Genomic DNA, 16,204 nt, shown 5'->3' with positions numbered 1-16,204 from the left:
CGCTGCTCATGCTCCGACTGCTCACGCTCCTCTCGATCTGGCTCATCGTCGCCCCGGCGTCTCAGGCCCAACTCGCCCCCAGCTACGCCGGGGTGACCGTCACGCGCGCGCCGCTCGACGCGGCCAACGCCGGCACATCGGTCCAACTCACAAGCGACGCCGACCTGAGCCCGTTCCCCAGCTTTATCGACTACCCCTCGGAAAGCGTCGCCTCCACCTGGCTCGTCGGGGCCGCCGTCGGCTATCGCCCGGCGGCCACGGGAGGGCTCACGTGGGCTGCAGGCCTCGAGACGTCGCTCCTCTACTCGGCCGTCGCCGACGGCGGCCCCGCCATCGACATCACCACCGGCGAAATCGGGGCGGGCTACCTGCTCCGCCTCGGGTCCGGCCTCGGAGTCGAAGTCGGCGTCGCCGGGCTCGTCGGGCTCGCGACGGGGACCGTGGGCGTCGTCGGCTCCCGCCAGGGCGACGTCTTCCTGATCTCGCCCGACGACGGCGAACGGTACGAGACCCAGTCGGAGATCACGGCGACCGGGCTGGGGTTTGGCCTCAACGCCATGGCCAGCGTCGTCGCCGGCCCCGTCTCCGCGGGAATCGGCTACCGCCTCGCGACGCCCATCGAAACCTGGGAATACGCCGTCCGCGACGCAGACATGCCCGAGCGCACCAGCCGCCTGCCCAGCGCGGGCTTCGCCTCCAACCCGCCCTCGTACAAGCTCGGCGGCCTCCACATCCGGGTGGGGCTCAACCTCCCCCTCGGCGCATCGCCGTCGCGGGCGCAAACGCCGCCGCCCGCCTTCAGCCCGCCGCCGCCCCAGATCCGCGAGCGGCCCGCTCCCCAGCCCGACCCGCCGCCGGTCGCCGTCGCGCCCCCCCCCAGCGACCCGCTCCTCGGCGTCCCGGCCCCGGGCCGAGACCGCAACCGCTGGGTCCAGGCCCGTCTCAACGACCGCGGGTTCGGCTGCGGGGACGTCGACGGCCGCGTGGGGCCGCAGACGCGCCAGTGCATCCGGGCCTTCCGCACCGCCAACGGGCTGAGCGCGACGGCAGACATCGACGACGACCTCCTCATCCTCCTCAACGCCGACCGATGACCCGCCTCATCCACACACTCGCCCTGCTGGCGCTCGCGGCGGGCCCCGCCCTTGCGCAGGATGTCCAGCTGTTCGTGACCCCTGCCACAACCACCGCCCGGTCCTTCGAGACGATCCCCGTGTCGATCGTCGTCGCCAACCAGGGCACGGCCGGCGCCCCCTCTCTCCAGGTGTCGATCCTTCTCCCCGGCAACGTCCGTTCCATCGACGAGCAGGACGGACTGGATTGCCCCGGGGCTAGCTGTGACGACAACGAGGTCGCCGTGTGGACCGTGGGCCGCTTGGAGCCCGGCCAGGCCCGCACGCTGACGCTCCCCATCTCTCCCGACGGTGGAATCCCAGACGGCAGCACGCTGGCCATCTCCGCCACCGGCGCCGGACAGTCGGCCCAGGCCGCCATCCGACTGGACGAGCAGGCGCCGATGGCGGCCGCGCTGACGGCCACCGTCGACGCGGTCCAAGGGCGCGTCACCTATGTCCTCGACTATGCCAACCGGTCCGGTACCCCCCTAGCCGGTGCCACCGTGGGCATCGGCATCCCCGAGGGCACGGCCCTCCGCTCCGCGTCGCCCGGCGGCACGGAGTCGTCGGGCGCCGTCGTGTGGTCCGTCGGGTCGATGCGGGAAGGGGAGGGGGGGCGTCTCTGGGCCGTCGTCGATATCCCCACCGAGCGCGTCCCCGGCAGCCTCCTCATTGCAGGGGCGTCCGCCCAACCGGCCGGGGCGCCCCAGGCGGTCGGGGCCCGCGCCACTGTGGCCTACACGGACTCGCCCCTGCAGCTGTCCGCCGACGCCGGCCAAGCGGCCGCCAACACGTTCGAGACGTCGCCCCACCGTCTCGTTGTCGCCAACCGGGGCCCCCGGCCCCTGACTGCAGTCTCCGTCGCGATCCTCCTCCCGGACGAGGTGCTCTCTCTCGACGAGCAGGCGGGGCTCGACTGTCCCGGCACCCGCTGCGAGGACAACGAGGTCGCCGTCTGGTCCGTCGGCACCCTCGAGCCCGGGCAGGCCCAGACCCTCGCGCTCCCAGTCTCCGCCGACGGCGGGGTGCGCGACGGCCGCCTGCTGACGACGTCCGCCCACGCGACCGCGGCCGACGGGGAGCAGGCCGTCTCGGACGCCGCGTCGACCGTCTTCCGGGCCGACCCCGCACCCGGACTCTCCGCCAGCCTCCACCTCGGCGACGCGGTCCCCGGGGGGCTGGTCACGGCCACCCTCACCGTCGGCAACCGCAGCGACGGGGCGCTCGGCGCGCTGGCCCTCTCGCTCCCGGTCCCCGACGGCCTCGTGTTCGAGTCCGCGTCCACCGGCGGCACGCTCGCCGAAGGCGACCCGGCTGTTGTGTCCTGGGCGCTCGGCCCGTTCGGCGAGGCCGACGGTGGCCGGGTGTTCGCCCGCTTCCGGGTCGCGGCCGGGATCCAGCCGGGCACGCTGCTCCGGGCCCACGCGGCCGTGCGAGCCGCCGGAACGGCCGCGCACGCGGCCACGGCGGCCTCGGTCACCGGCGAGCCGGGCCTCGCCCTCTCGTTCCAACTGAGCGCCATCGCGGCGCCGCCCTTCCAGACCGTCGCCGTCACGCTCACGGCCACCAACCAGGGGCCATCGACCAGCGCGCCGGCCTCCGTCGCCGTCCTGATCCCAGACGAGGTGCTCTCTTTCGACGAGCAGACCACGCTCGACTGTCCCGGCTCCCGGTGCGAAGACAACGAGATCGCCGTCTGGTCCGTCGGCGCCCTCGCGCCAGGCCAGTCGCAGGCCATTGCCTTCCCGGTCAGGCCCGACGGAGGGGGCCGCCCGGCGCGCATCCTCTCGGCGGTCGCCTACCTCACCGCAGCGGGCGCCTCGCCCGCTGCTCAGGCGGACGTGCTCGTCGGGGCTGCCGTCGTCACAGGCACCCCAGCCGCCCTCCCGGCCGGCCGGATCCAGGCATCGGCCTTTCCGACCCCCTTCTCAGACCGGCTCACGCTCCAGGTCCACCTCGACCGTGCCGAACGGGCGGCCGTCCACGTGTACGACCTCTACGGCCGTCTCGTGGCGACGCTCCACGACGGACCGCTCCCGGGTGGGCGCACTCGCCTCGATTGGTCTAGCGCCGGTCTGGCCTCAGGCCTCTACGTCTACCGCGTCGCGACGCCCTCCGGCGTCGCCACCGGCACGGTCGTCAAGGCCACCCGCTGACCCCCCCCACCGCCAACTCTCGGCGCCGTTTCTAACCACCCACTGTAGGTCCCATGCGATTCCCCCTCGTCCTCGCTCTCGCCCTCGCGGCCGCCGGCCTCTCCGGCTGCGCAGCCACCATGCAGTCGGCCGCGAACACCCAGTACGCCGACGACTTTTTCGACGGCAACGCCCTCGCCCGCGGCGGCCTTGCCCTCCTCCCCGTGACCGCCGGCCAAGGCCAGGAGGCCTACCGGCGCCCCTTCGGGAACGCTCTCAACGCCGCCATGGACTCCATCGGGCGGGGGTACGGCATCAACGTCACCCCCTGGGACCGGACCATGCGGGCCATCAACGACGCCGACCTCACCAGCGACTACAACGAGGCCCTCCGCGGCTACCGCGAAACGTCGATCATCGACGCGGGCCTCCTCCGCCAGATCGGCGAGCACACGGGCCGGCGCTACATCCTCTACACCTTGCTCGGAGACTTCGAGGCGGGGGCCGTCGCCGGACGCAACGTGATCAGCGGGGACCTCGAGGCCCACGGCGCCGCCCAGACGGCCGCGTTCGCCCAAATCTGGGACACCCAGTCCGGCGACGTCGTGTGGGAGGGACGTGGCGAGGCGAGCCAACGGGGCAGCACCTACACCCGCGTCGACTCCGACCCGGCGGCCTACACCCGTGCCGTCGCCGTCGCCCTCGCCGACGAGATCATGGGGCGATAACGCCCCGTCTCTCTGGCCCCCTCCCGCGAGCGCGGGGAGGGGCCACCATCGGCACCGGGGTGGGGATGGTCCACGCCCCAGGGGCTCGTCGCATGCCATCGGTCGTCGCGGCTCGCGCGTGGACGATCAAGCTCGAACAGGTACACCATGTCACACCGGATTCGTAGAGCGGCGCTGATCGCCATCGCCATCCTCGCCGCGACGGGCTGCGATGTGGGGGCCGACGACGACGGCCTCCCGCCCGACCCTGGGGAGCCCGGTCGGGCCACGCTCAGTGGCATCGACGCGGACGGCGACGGCGTCCGCGACGACGTCCAGCGCACGGTCGCAACGCGCTACCCCGAGGGGCCCGTCCGCGACGCGCTGTTCGACGCCGCACGGGCCGGGCAGGACGCGCTGCTCCGCGCCGCCGCCGGGGCCGACGCGAGCGACGAGCGCCGACGGCTCCGCGGCGCCATCGCCTGCGCCGCGGCCGCCGACGCCGGACCCGACGCTTTCGCCACGCTCGAGGCGGTCCTCGTCAATACCCCTGAGCGGACCAGGGCCTACTTCGCCCTCAACGGCCAAGCCTCCGGCACGGTAAGCCTCGTGACGTCCGACCAGGAAACTTGTGCTGGGGCTCAAAGCGCCCCGGCCGAGCGCCGGGCCGGCCCCGACCGCGACCGTGCCGTCGTGTTCTTCGCCAACGGCATGTTCACGCATGAGGTCGACGCCATCCTGAACACGCAGGCGCTCATGACCGCCCTCCAGCGCCGCGACGACGTCTTCGACGACCACGACGTGGTCGGAGCCTACGCCTACAACCAGAACGAGGCGTGGCACCGCCAGGTGTGGGAGGTCAACGGACAGTCCCTCTCCGACTCCTGGGGGGCCTTCGCAGAGTTTCTGAGAGGGTTCCGCGACGGGGACGCCCGCGATGACCAACTCCTGCAACGCTCGGCCGAGGCGTCGATGGCGGACGTGTGGAACAACGAGGCCGACGTCGCAAGCCACGTCCAGGCCTACGAGAGCTACCTCGACCAGGGGTACAAGGTAGTCATCGTGGCCCACTCGCAAGGCAACTTCTACGCGAACGAGGCCTGTCGTCGCCTCCGCCACCCCAGCCTCGCCGTCGTCAGCGTGGCGAGCCCGGCCGCGACCGTATGTGACGCCAGCGGCCCCGTCACCACGCTGCAGGAGGACGCCGTCATCAACGCCGTCCGGGCCTTCACCAACCGACCCGTGCTCAGCTCCACCATGCGCAACGACTCTCCCCACCGCACGCTGAAGTCGCACGCCTTCGTCGCAGACTACCTCGACGGGGTCACGAGCGGTCGGCGCATCCTCGACCACATCGCCGACGCCATCGACCGGCTGCCGCCCCCCGACGCGGCCGTCGGCTCGGGGCCGATCTCCATCACGCTCCGGTGGGGCAACCAGCCCGACGTCGACCTCCACGTCTTCGAGCCGGACGGCACCCACGTCTTCTACGCCAACCCCCTCGGCTTGTCGGGAGAGCTGGACCGCGACGACACCGATGGTCAGGGGCCCGAGAACTACTTCGTCCCGGCCGAGAGGCTCCAGGAAGGCGTCTACTGGGTCGGCGTCAACTATTATTTCGGCACCTTACCGGAGACGGCTCGGGTGCAGGTCACGGCTGGCGGCACGTCTTATCCCGCCGTTACCCGAACGCTGACCGTCTCGCAGGGCGCCGATGGCAACGCGAGCCCCGTCCCTGTCGCCGAGATCGAGGTCCGACGGTACGGGTCGGGGGTCCTCTACTCGGTCCGCGAGGTACACACTGGGCCGCCCACTGTGAGAAGCCCCCTGCCCCGCGCGTCGCTGAGCAAGGCCGGGGAGGCGGTCGGACACGGTCCGCCGTCCCGTCCCCGGCTCGTCCCTGAACACCCGTGAACGCATGAAACGCTGCCCGACCTGCGGGGAGGCCTACCCCGCCGACGCCCAGTACTGCGCCCGCGACGGCGACCTCCTCGAGTCCATCCCATCCCGCCCCTCTTCTGAGGCAGGAGAAGCGACCACGCACGCGCCGGCCCCACAGTCCGCAGGGTGGCGCGTTGGGGCTGCGCTCGCCCTCGCCCTCACGCTCGCCGCGGCCGGCGCCTGGCTGTGGGCCCGCGCCTCCGACCACGCCGAGCCGTTTCTCCGGGCGGTCGACGCGGGCGACTGGGCCACGGCCGATAGCCTCTTGTCGGTCGTACAGGCCACGGGCGGCCCCGACGCCGTCGCCGCGCTGGCGGCGTCCGCCCTCGACCGGGTCGTCGCTCCGCTGGACGGCCACCTCGACCGCTGGAGATCAGCGGGCGAGGCCCCCGACAACGCCTGGGGTGACATGGCCCGCCGGGCCACGCTGGCCGCCGCGCTCGCCCCCCATGACGCCCACGCCCGGGCGCGCCGGCTCTACGTGCAGGGACAGGCCGTCCAGGGCGCCGGCCGCCCCGACTCGGCGGCGGCCCTCTATGCCGCCGCGACCGCCGCCGACCCCTCCTGGGCGCTCCCCGTCAACAGCTTGGGTGTGCTAGCAAACCGCCGAGACGCCGCCACCGAGGCCACCGAGTTCTATGAGCGAGCCGCCGCGCTCGACCCCGACTGGCTGTTTCCCCATCTCAACCTGATGAACGCCCTCTTCGAGGCAGGAGCGACGGTGCGCGCCGAGCCCGTGGCGCGACGTGTCCTGGAGCTGGATCCCGACCGAGGCTTTGCCCGATACGTGGTCGCGGCCTCCCTGGCCGACCAGGGGCGCTACCGGGAAGCCGTCCAGGAGGCGGAAGCGGCCCTCGCCGCCGCCCCAACCGGCGACTCCGGGCTCCGCTCGGACGTGCTCCAGGCGTCTCTCCCGACCTGGCGCGACGGCGCCGCCGGCATCCCGACCGAGTCAGACGGCCGCCACGTCCTGGAACGGCTCGCCGAACGGGACGCGCGCAACTACGGGTCTCGGTACCGCATCACCAGCTTCCGAAAAACGAACGGGCAGCGCGCCGAGGTCTATGGGATCGCGACCTACACCATGGACTACGAGATGAGCTACGAGTGCATCCAGTTCTCGAGCATGAGCCACACCGCACTCATCGGCGACCCGTGCGGCGGGCGTCGCAGCGGGCGTACCTATTCGCGGACCGGGCGTTTGGAGTTTTCCAAGACCGAGCGGGGATGGAGAGGCCCCAGCGGTGGCCTCTACGGCCCCGCGGGTTGACCCTTGCGACGCCGAGGCTTTCCGAGAGGCGTGCGAACCGTCACCCGCCGTCGAACCGGCATCAAGGGGCGGCCGACTACGCGTGCGTCTCCACACGAGCCCACGAGATCGTCCCCGCCCGCCATGTCGCCCAAACCCGCGGGCTCGGGCAGCGGAGGAGATCCAGAGCGAGGGGGCAGGCTAAATGCTCGACTCGACACCTCCACCTCCGGCTTTTCCTTCCTCAAAGTGCCCTACCGGACGGGCACGTAGGCGGAGAGGCATCCACTCGGCAAGCCCCCGCCTAAGGAAGCCCTGTGGGTCGCCGCTTTGATCCGGTTGGAGTCCGACGCCTGCGGCACGGGCACCGTCCTCTAGTACGGCGTGACGGGAGGCGACGCCGAGGAGGTCCACGTCGCGATCAGCCGAGCGCACGTGGCGGCGGCGTAGCTCAACTAGGCGAACGACCGAAAGGCCTGTTCGGTGGTCGAGGAAAGTCCCTATGCCTACCGAGCGAGCTGCCTTGATCCGGTGGCACCGGGACCGAGCTACGGAGGCTTTTTCTACGGCACCCACGACTATGGCGTCTAACGGAGAGTAACCCTGCGTGCTGTGGTCATCAAGCCGGGGTCAGATCAGCTCGGTAGGGGCATGGAGACTTGTAGCGATTGGTCGGCCCAGGCTGTTTCTTGAGAGCGACGTCGGTGATGCCGTACGTCGGGGCGAGCCGGCGGAGTGGGGTCTCCCAAACCTGGGCGTACAGGGTGGCCCGGTCGATGTTGGTCGTGGGCATGGCAGGGGGTGGCGTGGCGAAACCTTACCCAATACCTTAACCCCCGAAAAGCCAAAAGCCCGCATCCGGTTGCTAGGCAACAAGATGCGGGCTTTCAGGGGTGGAGATGCCGGGAGTCGAACCCGGGTCCGAGAGACGCTACAGTCCAGGCGTCTACGCGCGTAGTCAGCGTTTCAAAGTCTTTGCCCAACCGGCATGGCCCGCTGACGGGCTTCCGGAAGGGCGCAGGCTGATTGGGTCTCGTCCGTCATGCTCAGCCGGAGCCTTCGGGACCAGCTCACTCTAGTCGGTGTCTCGTGAAGCGATAGTGAGCGTCCGTCTCACGAGACAGCTAGCGGCGTGGTTACGCGGCCAGCGAGTAGGAGTAGTCGTTCGCAGCTACAATTGCGTTCCGATGGGTCTTGCGGGCGTATCGGAAACCACCCGGCGCGCAGCCTGCCGCACACGTCTCTCGTCGAAACCGTGTCATCCCCAAAGAACAGTCGCGAGCCGAGGCCCTCGATGGAGACACAACGTACGCACAGACGGAGCGGTGCCTAGTCCGTCGCGTCTTCATCCCGATCGCGTGGCGTCCCGAGGGGGACCAGGCCGCGCTCGGCGAGCGCCTCGGAGAGCGGGCCAAGGATCCGCTGGCGCATCGGGCCGTCGAGCGCGTAGACCTTCGAGCGGCCGCCCAAGATGGACCGGCGTTCGGCGCGGACGTAGACCCTGATGAAGCCTCCGTCGAGTGGCACCAAGTCGAGCGCGGCCGAGGTCGATGAGGTGAGGCCAGCGCCGACGTCACGCGAGGCCGTGGTCACAATGGCGGGGTCGAGCGACTCGGCGAGCGTCCATCCAGCGGCGGCGACGGCTTCTCGCAAGCGTGCGGTCACGTCCGGTTCCGTGGCGCGGATCTCGTAGTCGCGGTAGGGCGGGCTCAGCCGGGGCGCGCACGCGGCGAGCGTAGCGGCGAGCAGGAGGAGGGCAGCGGCACGGACCATCATGCCCGAGGGTACGTCGCGAGGGCCGCTGGTGGCAGGGGCAAAAAAAAGCCGGGCGGACACGCTCACCCGTGCGTGTCCGCCCGACGTGTGCGGGGGCCGAAGCCCGATCGCACTGGTATCGCTCTTTCACCCCGAGCACTGCCCGGTATGCGTTGTTTCTAAACAATGGGCGTGCCAACCCCGCGTCCAGCGCTGTGAACAGCGCCGGCGCGCTCGAATCGAGGGCCGCGTCCGCGAGCGTGCCGTGATCTGTCCTGCACAGGGGACACGCGCGTCGCCGATCCGCTACGCCATGACCGGGTGTGTCCACCCGCGAAGGCTCAAAACGGATCACAACCGCGCGACGGGGCGGATGCCGCGTGAAACCTCGGTCAGGAGAGGGCCGCTCGCGACGGACGAGCGTGCCGGGCCCTACCTTTGCTCTCTACGGCCCGTTCCGATCACTCAACCAGCCTCGGCCAACCCTATGCCCTGCGGCAAAAAGCGTAAGCGACACAAGATCGCGACCCACAAGCGGAAAAAGCGGCTCCGGAAGAACCGCCACAAGAAGAAGGGCCGCTAGGCCTTCGGCCCCCCTGTTCACCGCGGGTGGCCTCTCCGAATCTGCCGAGCCAGGCCGTCTCCCAGGGTGGAGGCGGCCTGTTTCGGGATTGTCCCTGCCGGTCCGCCGTTATCTTGCAAGCCGTCCCCCCCCCGACCCATCATGAGTCAGCGTAGTCGAGCCGTCCGCGCCTCCATCTGGGGGTTCCTCGTTGGAAGTGCTGCTGGCGTCACCGTCGGCCTGCTGCTCGCCCCCGACGAGGGGCGCCAGCTCCGTCGCCGCGCCGCCTATCTCCTCGACCGCTGGGCCGGTGACCTCGCGGCTGTTGTCGACCGTCTCGACGGGTCCGGCGACTCCAACGATGCTCGGGCCCGCGCCGACGCGCTCGTCGCCGACGCCCGCCAGCAGGCCGAAGATCTCCTGTCCGAAGCCGACGCCTTGATCTCGCAGGCCCGCCTCGGCCGCTCCGGCGACGGCGCCTAGCGCCCCGCCCTCCTCTCTCCCCGGCACACGTTGCGTTTTACGATTCTCCTCCCCAGTGCGGAGGGCAAGGAGCCCGGGGGGAATCCCCTGGCGCCCGACATGTTCGACTACCGCTCGTCGAACACCTTCAACTACTTTTCGGACCTAAACCCGGAGCGCCGCGCGCTCATCGACGCCCTGCAGGCCGAGATCCGGAAGGCCGACGACGCCTCGCTCTCAACGCTCTTCGGCGTCAAGGGCGACACGCTCCAGCAGGCCGTGGACGCCAACCTCGGCATCTATCGGAGCCCGCTCATGGCCGCGGTCGATCGCTACGGGCCAGGCGTGATGTACTCCGCGATGGACTTCGCCGGGCTCCCGACGGGCTCCCAGCGCCGCCTGCTGGAGAACGGCGTCATCTTCTCAGGCCTGTTCGGCCTCCTCCGCCCGGACGATCTGATCCCGGACTACCGGCTCAAGATGGACGCCAAGGTGGAGGGCATGGGCAAAGCGTCGACGTACTGGCGCGAGCCCCTCTCGAAAGAGCTCAACAAGCTGGTCGACGGGCACGCCGTCTGGAACCTGCTGCCGGCCTCGCACGAGGCGGCATGGGACGACACGGCCACGTACGGCCGGATGATCCGCATCAAGTTCTACCGGGAGGACGAGGCGGGCGAGCGGGCGGCCGTCTCGCACGGCGTCAAGGAGCTGCGCGGCTCGCTGGTGGCCTACATCGTGAATGAAACGGCCGACAGTGCGGACGCGCTCAACTTGTGGGAACCGCCGGACGGCTACGAGGTCGACCACGAGGCGACCGAGCTCGACGAAGCCGGAAGCGGCACCGTCGTGATGGTGTCGAGCCCGGGTTGGGAGACACGCCGCGCCGCCCGCCGCAAGGCCCGCGCCCAGGCCGAGGCGGAGGCCGCTGCCGCCAAGCGCGCCCGCGAAGAGGACGACGACTAAGAGGGCAACGGGCATGAGGAATGAGGCAGGCGACCCCCTGGCTCCGACCCCTTGCCCCGTCCCCGATCCCCCTTGCCCCTCCAACCATGTCTGTCGTCATCGGGATCGCCGGGGGGTCCGGTTCGGGAAAGACGACGGTCCAGCGCCGCGTGATGGAGCGGTTCGGCACGCGGCGGATCGCGCTCCTGGATCACGACGCGTACTACCGCCCGCTCGATCACTTGTCGCCCGACCAGCGGGCGCGGTTCAACTTTGACCACCCGGACGCGCTCGAGACCGACCTGATGGTGGCCCACCTCGACCGCCTGCTGGCGGGCGAGGCGATCGAGAAGCCGACGTACTCGTTCGAGACGCACAGCCGGTTGGAGGCGACGGAGCGACTCGCCCCCCGGCCTGTCATCTTGGTCGAGGGCATCCTGGTCCTCGCAGAGCCGGAGCTTCGCCAACGGATGGACGTCAAGCTGTTCGTCGACGCCGCGCCCGACGTGCGGCTGATGCGACGGATGGAGCGCGACCTCCACGAGCGCGGTCGGTCCGTCGAGTCGGTGCTGGCGCAGTACCGGCGGACCGTCCGGCCGATGCACCTCGAGTTCGTCGAGCCCTCGAAGCGACACGCCGACGTGATCATTCCCCGCGGCGGCCGCAACGAGGTCGCCATCGACATGGTGCTGGCGCGCGTCGACTCGCTGCTCGACCGGGACCGCGGCTAGTGCGAGCGCTCCGCCAGCAGCCGGATGCCATCGAGGACAAGCATCGGGTCCACTCGGGTAATTTCGCCGGTGTGCGTCGCCAGCCAGTCGGCCCAGCCGCCGGTGGCCACTACGAGCGCGTCCCCGCCCAGGGCCTGGCGCGTCCGCTTCACAAGCCCCGCGACGCCGTCGGCGAGGAGCACCCCCACGCCGGACTGAATGGCGCCGACGGTCGAGGCGCCGACCGGCGCGAGGGCGGCGGGCCACGGCACGTCGGGGAGCTGTCCCGTGTCGCGCGCGAGCGAGCGGAGAAGGAGGTCGGGGCCCGGCACGATGGCGCCCCCGAGGTAGGCGGGCTCGGCCGAGACGACCTCGGTCGTGACCGTCGAGCCCGCGTCGACGGCGATCACGGCGCGGCCGTCGGCGAGCGCGTGCGCGGCGACCGCCGCCGCCAGCCGGTCGGTGCCGAGCGTGTGCGGCGTCTCGTACGCCAGCCGGAAGGGGAGGGCGGCCTCGGTGGAGACGACGAACGGAGCCCGACCGGTGAGCTCCGCCGTCACATGCGCCAGTACCGGCGTCAGGCGTGGGACGACCGACGCCAACGCCGCCCGGTCGGTCGGGCCCACGCTCGCGAGCCGGTCCCGCCACACGTCGGGGCTGGCGGTATCGCAAGCGAACCGTGAAACGGGGCCCCAGCCACCGCCCCAGACAGCCGCCTTCACGGACGAGTTGCCGATGTCGAGGACGAGCACGGGGTTGCAGGACGTGAGACGTGGGACTAAATATTGCCGCGCCGACTGTTTGGAGCGTGCGGTTGGTCGCCTCTGCCAGCTCCGCGCTCCCCATCCCTCCTTCCCGCGAGCGTAGCGAGCTACAACCGCTCGATACGGACGGCGTCGATGCGGCTCTGGCTGGCAGTGATGACCGTAAATCGGAAGCCCGCGTGGTCGAATGCGTCGCGTTCGTCGGGCACGTTGCCGACGTGCGCGAGCACGAAGCCTGCGACCGTATCGTAGTCACCGTCGTCGAGCACGATGCCAACGGCGTCTTCGAGGGCCTCTAACTCCACGCGGCCGTGCACGAGAACGGTCCGGTCGTCGACGCGGCGGATGGGGGCGGCGGCGGCGTCGTGTTCGTCGCGGATGTCGCCGAAGAGCTCTTCGAGCAGGTCCTCCAGCGTCACGATCCCGGCCGTCCCGCCGTACTCGTCGACGGCGACCGCCAGCGTGGCCCCGCCTTGAAGGAAGTCGAACAGGAGGTCGCGAGCGGGCTTCGAGTCCGGCACGACGCGGGCGGGGCGCAGAATCGAGCTCAGCGTCTCCGGGGCGTGGAAGAGGTCGTGCGCGAGGACGACCCCGACGATCCGGTCGACGTTTTCGTGATAGACCGGCAGGCGGCTGAAGCCGGTCTCGATAAACGTCTGGCGGACTTCCTCGATGGTCGCCGTTTCGTCGACCGCGCGGATCTCGGTGCGCGGGATCATGGAGTCCTTGACGCGCAGCGAGCGGAGCTCGAAGACATTCGTCAAGATCTCGGACTCCTCCTCGTCCAGGTCGAGCGTGCCCGTCTCTCGGCTTTCGCGGATCGCCAGCTCAAAGTCGCGGCGCAAAAACTGCTGGACCGTCGTGCCCTCGCCGTCGGCGATGCGGACGAACAGCCCGCTCACCCAGCCGGCGGCCTTGATGAGCAGCCAGAACACGCCGTACGTCAGCTTGAGCGGCGCCGCGAGCAGGAAGAGCACGCGGATGGGCGGCTGGCGCAGCAGGGACTTGGGGATCACCTCGCCGATCACGAGCACGATGACGGCGGCGATGATGGTCTGCGTGGTCAGCACAGCCGCGCCGGTCTCCGCCAGCCCAACGGTGTCGCCGAAAAAGCGCGTGAGCGGCGGCTCCAACGCCAAGCTCATCAGCGTCGAGTAGACGACGAGGGCGATGTTGTTGCCGACGAGCGTGGTCGTCAGGAACGTGCCGGGGTCGTCCATGAACTCCTGCACGACGGTCCCCAGCCAGCCCGCCTGGCGCGCCCGCGCCTGCGTCTTGAGCCGGTTGGCGGTCACGAACGCGATCTCGGAGCCCGAGAAAAACGCGCTCAGCGCCAGCATCAGCAGGATGAGGAAGACGGTCATGGGAGAGGAATGAGGAGCGAGGCATGAGGCATCAGGAACGCGTCCCTCATCCCTCGTGCCTCGCTCCCCGGCCGCATCAGCGGCCTGTAAACTCCGGGGTCTGGCGTTCGAGGAACGCCATCACGCCCTCGGCGAAGTCCTCCGTGGCCGCGCACTGGGCAAACAGGGCGGCCTCCTGCTGGAGACCCTGGGGGAGCGGGAGGTCAGACGCGCGGACCGCCTGGAGCGTCATGGCCACGGCGACGGGCGCCTTCGCGGCGATCGTCAGGATGAGCTGGCGGGCCGTCTCGATCAGCTCGGCGGCCGGGACGACGCGGTTGACGAGGCCGATCTCGTAGGCGCGGTCGGCCGAGACGCGGTCGCCGGTGAGCAGCATCTCGGTCGCGATCCCCCGGCCGACGAGCCGGGGCAGGCGCTGCGTGCCGCCGAACCCCGCGATCAGGCCGAGCTGCACTTCGGGCTGCCCGAACTGTGCGTTCTCCGACGCCACGCGCAGGTGGCAGGCCATGGCCAGTTCGCACCCGCCCCCCAGCGCGAAGCCGTTGACGGCCGCCACGACGGGCTTGGGCAGGGTCTCGATGCTGTTGAAGACGGCCTGCCCGCGCGCGGCGAAGCGGTGGGCGTCGAGCGGCTCCATGCCCGCGAACTCCGAGATGTCGGCGCCCGCCGCGAACGCCTTCTCGCCCGCCCCGGTGATGATGACGCCGCGCACGTCCTCGCCGCGCGCCAGCCGGAGCGCCTTCGAGAGCTCGGCGACCAACCGCTGGCTGAGCGCGTTGAGCGCGTCGGGGCGGTCGAGTGTGATCGTCAGGATGCCGTCGGCGTCGGTCTCGGCGGTCAGGGTCTGGAAGTCCATCGGGAATGGGGGGCGGGGAAAGGGGGCAGAGGAGAGGTCGGGGACGTCGCAAGCCGGGCGGGCGCAGCGGTCGGGCGCCTCTGCCCGTGCCACACGCCTCGCGCCTCAAGCCTCGCGAGCGGCGCGGGCCATCATCCCTCGCGCTGACGACGACGCTGCTCGGCCTCGGTGTCCGTCGCGTCGCCGAGTACGTCGTCGAGGTCGTCGAGCAACCCCGCGTCGATGCGGTCCTCGATCCGGCCCATCTCGCCGGCCGGCGAGGCCTCGAATGCCTCCAGGTCGAGCTCCGTGAGCCCGCCGACGCCCAAGGTTTCGTCGAGCACTTCCATCGAGTGCTGCGTCTCCTCGACCTCGCTCATCAGCGTGTCGAGCTGGAACGAGACCTCCTCGGGGTTCTGCATCGTCAGCGACTGCTCGTAGACGTAGCGCGTCACGTCCTCGATGGTCTCGAGCTGGGCCTCGATGATGGCCAGGTTCTCGCCGGCCTTCTTGAACCGGTCGAGCCGCTTTTCAAGGATCGCCAGCCGCCGCTGCTTGATGGCACGGACGCGGGGCGGGTCGGCCTGCATCTCGTTCTGCAACGCCGTGATGGCGCGCACGATGTCGTTCTCGCCCGTCCGCCGGGCGAACTGGACGTAGCGCTCTTTGAGCTGGAGCAGGTTGAGGTGTGCGTCGAGGAGCCCGTCAAGCTTCTTGAGGTGGGCCGTCAGCAGGCCCTGCGAGGAGTACGGGAGCTTGGCGTAGTTGTCTTTGATGGCCTTCTCCATGTTCCGGAAGCGGACGTAGCGCTTCTGGTCATCCTTGGCGAGCGTCCGGAAGACCTCGCGGTCGCGGGGCGCCTTGCGCCGCTCGTCGATCTTGCGGGCGCGGACGGCGCGCTTGAAGCGCTCGTTGCGCGGCAGCGTGCCGAGGTACATCAGCTCGGCCGCCGCGGCGAAGACGAGCAGGACGTTGGCGGCCACGCCGCCCGTCATCAGGGCGAGGACGAGCGCCAAGATCAGGAAGCCCAGGTTGACCGGGCTCATGAACGCCTCCTTCGTGAAATTGATCGACTCGTCGGGCATGGGGTGGGTGGTTCGTGGGGCGTGGAGGGGGGAGAGCCCACGGTCTACGCCCCACGCGCTAACGCTGGCGGCCGATGGATTTGGGGTCGCGGCTGGCCGCAGGGGGCGGTTCGTCAGCCGGCGGGGGGGTGCGTCCGATGGACTTCTCGCCCGCGGGCGCGCCGGGTGTCCGCGTCGAGGCGGAGCCGGCGGTGCGGGCGGCCTCGGCCGACGACGGGTCGCCGCCGCCGCCCATCTGGGCCTTCATCTGGCGAACGAGCGCCTCGGCTTCGGCCTTCGCGAGCGCCTCGCGGTCGACCTCGTCCACGTTGCCGGTGACGGGGGCGTGGCCCTCCGTGGCGAGGTCAAAGCGGGCCTCGGCGAGGGCGGCGTCGCGGTAGAGCTTGTCGGTCGCCGCGTCGAGGTTGTCGCTGGCGGTCCGGTCGGTCATGGCGCCGAGCGCCTTGGCCGTCGAGGCCGTCCGCTGAGCGCCGCGGTGCTGCTGCTTGAGGGCGCGGAGTTGCTGGAGGTGCGCCTTCTCTTCGGCCTTGAGCCGTTCGAACTCGGACTTGTCCATGGTGGTAGGGCGAGAGGGGTGG

14 protein-coding genes and 1 other RNA gene are annotated in these 16,204 nt (G+C 70.7%); 8 read left to right on the top strand and 7 right to left on the bottom strand.

The window, feature by feature from the left end:
* Positions 1-8 precede the first annotated feature (8 nt).
* The 5 genes from ACLII4_RS16910 (at position 9) to ACLII4_RS16890 (ending at position 7,168) form a co-directional block, all read left to right on the top strand.
* Entirely contained in the window at positions 9-1,094 is a 1,086-nt protein-coding gene (locus ACLII4_RS16910; protein WP_412068569.1) for a peptidoglycan-binding domain-containing protein, read from the top strand.
* Positions 1,091-3,271 carry a T9SS type A sorting domain-containing protein gene (locus ACLII4_RS16905; protein WP_412068568.1) on the top strand — a complete coding sequence of 727 codons (2,181 nt, stop codon included), beginning with the start codon at positions 1,091-1,093 and terminating at the stop codon, positions 3,269-3,271. The genes ACLII4_RS16910 and ACLII4_RS16905 overlap by 4 nt, the downstream gene beginning before the upstream one ends.
* Before the next feature lie 53 nt (positions 3,272-3,324).
* A complete protein-coding gene (locus ACLII4_RS16900) occupies positions 3,325-3,978 on the top strand; it encodes a hypothetical protein (protein ID WP_412068567.1) in 654 nt (217 codons plus the stop codon).
* A 147-nt stretch (positions 3,979-4,125) separates the two neighbouring features.
* Positions 4,126-5,871 (top strand): YfaP family protein, encoded by a 1,746-nt coding sequence (locus ACLII4_RS16895; protein WP_412068566.1) that lies wholly within the window; start codon positions 4,126-4,128, stop codon positions 5,869-5,871.
* Between the two features lie 4 nt (positions 5,872-5,875).
* Positions 5,876-7,168: a hypothetical protein gene (locus ACLII4_RS16890; protein ID WP_412068565.1), complete on the top strand. Its 1,293-nt coding sequence runs from the start codon at positions 5,876-5,878 to the stop codon at positions 7,166-7,168.
* Positions 7,169-8,038: 870 nt separating this feature from the next.
* Here ACLII4_RS16890 and ssrA read toward each other — a convergent pair.
* Positions 8,039-8,413, bottom strand: a transfer-messenger RNA (tmRNA) gene (gene ssrA / locus ACLII4_RS16885).
* A 63-nt stretch (positions 8,414-8,476) separates the two neighbouring features.
* Positions 8,477-8,923, bottom strand: coding sequence for a hypothetical protein (locus ACLII4_RS16880; protein ID WP_412068564.1), 447 nt, complete (start codon positions 8,921-8,923; stop codon positions 8,477-8,479).
* Positions 8,924-9,626: 703 nt separating this feature from the next.
* Here ACLII4_RS16880 and ACLII4_RS16875 point away from each other — a divergent pair.
* From ACLII4_RS16875 to udk, 3 genes are all read left to right on the top strand, one after another.
* Positions 9,627-9,947, top strand: a complete 321-nt coding sequence (locus ACLII4_RS16875) for a YtxH domain-containing protein (RefSeq protein WP_412068563.1) — start codon at positions 9,627-9,629, stop codon at positions 9,945-9,947.
* Between the two features lie 30 nt (positions 9,948-9,977).
* Positions 9,978-10,889 (top strand): YaaA family protein, encoded by a 912-nt coding sequence (locus ACLII4_RS16870; RefSeq protein ID WP_412068562.1) that lies wholly within the window; start codon positions 9,978-9,980, stop codon positions 10,887-10,889.
* Between the two features lie 86 nt (positions 10,890-10,975).
* Positions 10,976-11,599, top strand: coding sequence for a uridine kinase (udk, locus tag ACLII4_RS16865; protein WP_412068561.1), 624 nt, complete (start codon positions 10,976-10,978; stop codon positions 11,597-11,599).
* On the opposite strand, the gene ACLII4_RS16860 is transcribed toward udk, so the two are convergent.
* From ACLII4_RS16860 to ACLII4_RS16840, 5 genes are all read right to left on the bottom strand, one after another.
* Positions 11,596-12,330 (bottom strand): type III pantothenate kinase, encoded by a 735-nt coding sequence (locus ACLII4_RS16860; RefSeq protein ID WP_412068560.1) that lies wholly within the window; start codon positions 12,328-12,330, stop codon positions 11,596-11,598. The two genes, udk and ACLII4_RS16860, sit on opposite strands and share 4 nt — an antisense overlap.
* Before the next feature lie 119 nt (positions 12,331-12,449).
* Positions 12,450-13,706 (bottom strand): hemolysin family protein, encoded by a 1,257-nt coding sequence (locus tag ACLII4_RS16855; protein WP_412068559.1) that lies wholly within the window; start codon positions 13,704-13,706, stop codon positions 12,450-12,452.
* A gap of 76 nt (positions 13,707-13,782) precedes the next feature.
* A complete protein-coding gene (locus ACLII4_RS16850; RefSeq protein ID WP_412068558.1) occupies positions 13,783-14,562 on the bottom strand; it encodes an enoyl-CoA hydratase/isomerase family protein in 780 nt (259 codons plus the stop codon).
* A gap of 131 nt (positions 14,563-14,693) precedes the next feature.
* Positions 14,694-15,626 carry a hypothetical protein gene (locus ACLII4_RS16845; RefSeq protein WP_412068557.1) on the bottom strand — a complete coding sequence of 311 codons (933 nt, stop codon included), beginning with the start codon at positions 15,624-15,626 and terminating at the stop codon, positions 14,694-14,696.
* Between the two features lie 58 nt (positions 15,627-15,684).
* Positions 15,685-16,182, bottom strand: a complete 498-nt coding sequence (locus ACLII4_RS16840) for a hypothetical protein (protein ID WP_412068556.1) — start codon at positions 16,180-16,182, stop codon at positions 15,685-15,687.
* Between the last annotated feature and the right edge of the window lie 22 nt (positions 16,183-16,204).

This window comes from Rubrivirga aquatilis (assembly GCF_046845665.1).
In the GTDB taxonomy this organism is placed as follows: Bacteria; Bacteroidota; Rhodothermia; order Rhodothermales; family Rubricoccaceae; genus Rubrivirga.
Note: the sequence above shows the minus strand (reverse complement) of the source record. Positions and strands in the feature narration are given on the sequence as shown.

Excerpts from the sequence above, each read along its gene's own strand:
- ACLII4_RS16895 (WP_412068566.1), top strand. The coding sequence starts at position 4,126 with ATGTCACACCGGATTCGTAGAGCGGCGCTGATCGCCATCGCCATCCTC.
- ACLII4_RS16840 (WP_412068556.1), bottom strand. The coding sequence starts at position 16,182 with ATGGACAAGTCCGAGTTCGAACGGCTCAAGGCCGAAGAGAAGGCGCAC.
- ACLII4_RS16855 (WP_412068559.1), bottom strand. The coding sequence starts at position 13,706 with ATGACCGTCTTCCTCATCCTGCTGATGCTGGCGCTGAGCGCGTTTTTC.
- ACLII4_RS16890 (WP_412068565.1), top strand. The coding sequence starts at position 5,876 with ATGAAACGCTGCCCGACCTGCGGGGAGGCCTACCCCGCCGACGCCCAG.
- ACLII4_RS16850 (WP_412068558.1), bottom strand. The coding sequence starts at position 14,562 with ATGGACTTCCAGACCCTGACCGCCGAGACCGACGCCGACGGCATCCTG.
- ACLII4_RS16875 (WP_412068563.1), top strand. The coding sequence starts at position 9,627 with ATGAGTCAGCGTAGTCGAGCCGTCCGCGCCTCCATCTGGGGGTTCCTC.
- ACLII4_RS16905 (WP_412068568.1), top strand. The coding sequence starts at position 1,091 with ATGACCCGCCTCATCCACACACTCGCCCTGCTGGCGCTCGCGGCGGGC.
- ACLII4_RS16845 (WP_412068557.1), bottom strand. The coding sequence starts at position 15,626 with ATGCCCGACGAGTCGATCAATTTCACGAAGGAGGCGTTCATGAGCCCG.
- ACLII4_RS16880 (WP_412068564.1), bottom strand. The coding sequence starts at position 8,923 with ATGATGGTCCGTGCCGCTGCCCTCCTCCTGCTCGCCGCTACGCTCGCC.
- ACLII4_RS16910 (WP_412068569.1), top strand. The coding sequence starts at position 9 with ATGCTCCGACTGCTCACGCTCCTCTCGATCTGGCTCATCGTCGCCCCG.
- ACLII4_RS16900 (WP_412068567.1), top strand. The coding sequence starts at position 3,325 with ATGCGATTCCCCCTCGTCCTCGCTCTCGCCCTCGCGGCCGCCGGCCTC.
- udk (WP_412068561.1), top strand. The coding sequence starts at position 10,976 with ATGTCTGTCGTCATCGGGATCGCCGGGGGGTCCGGTTCGGGAAAGACG.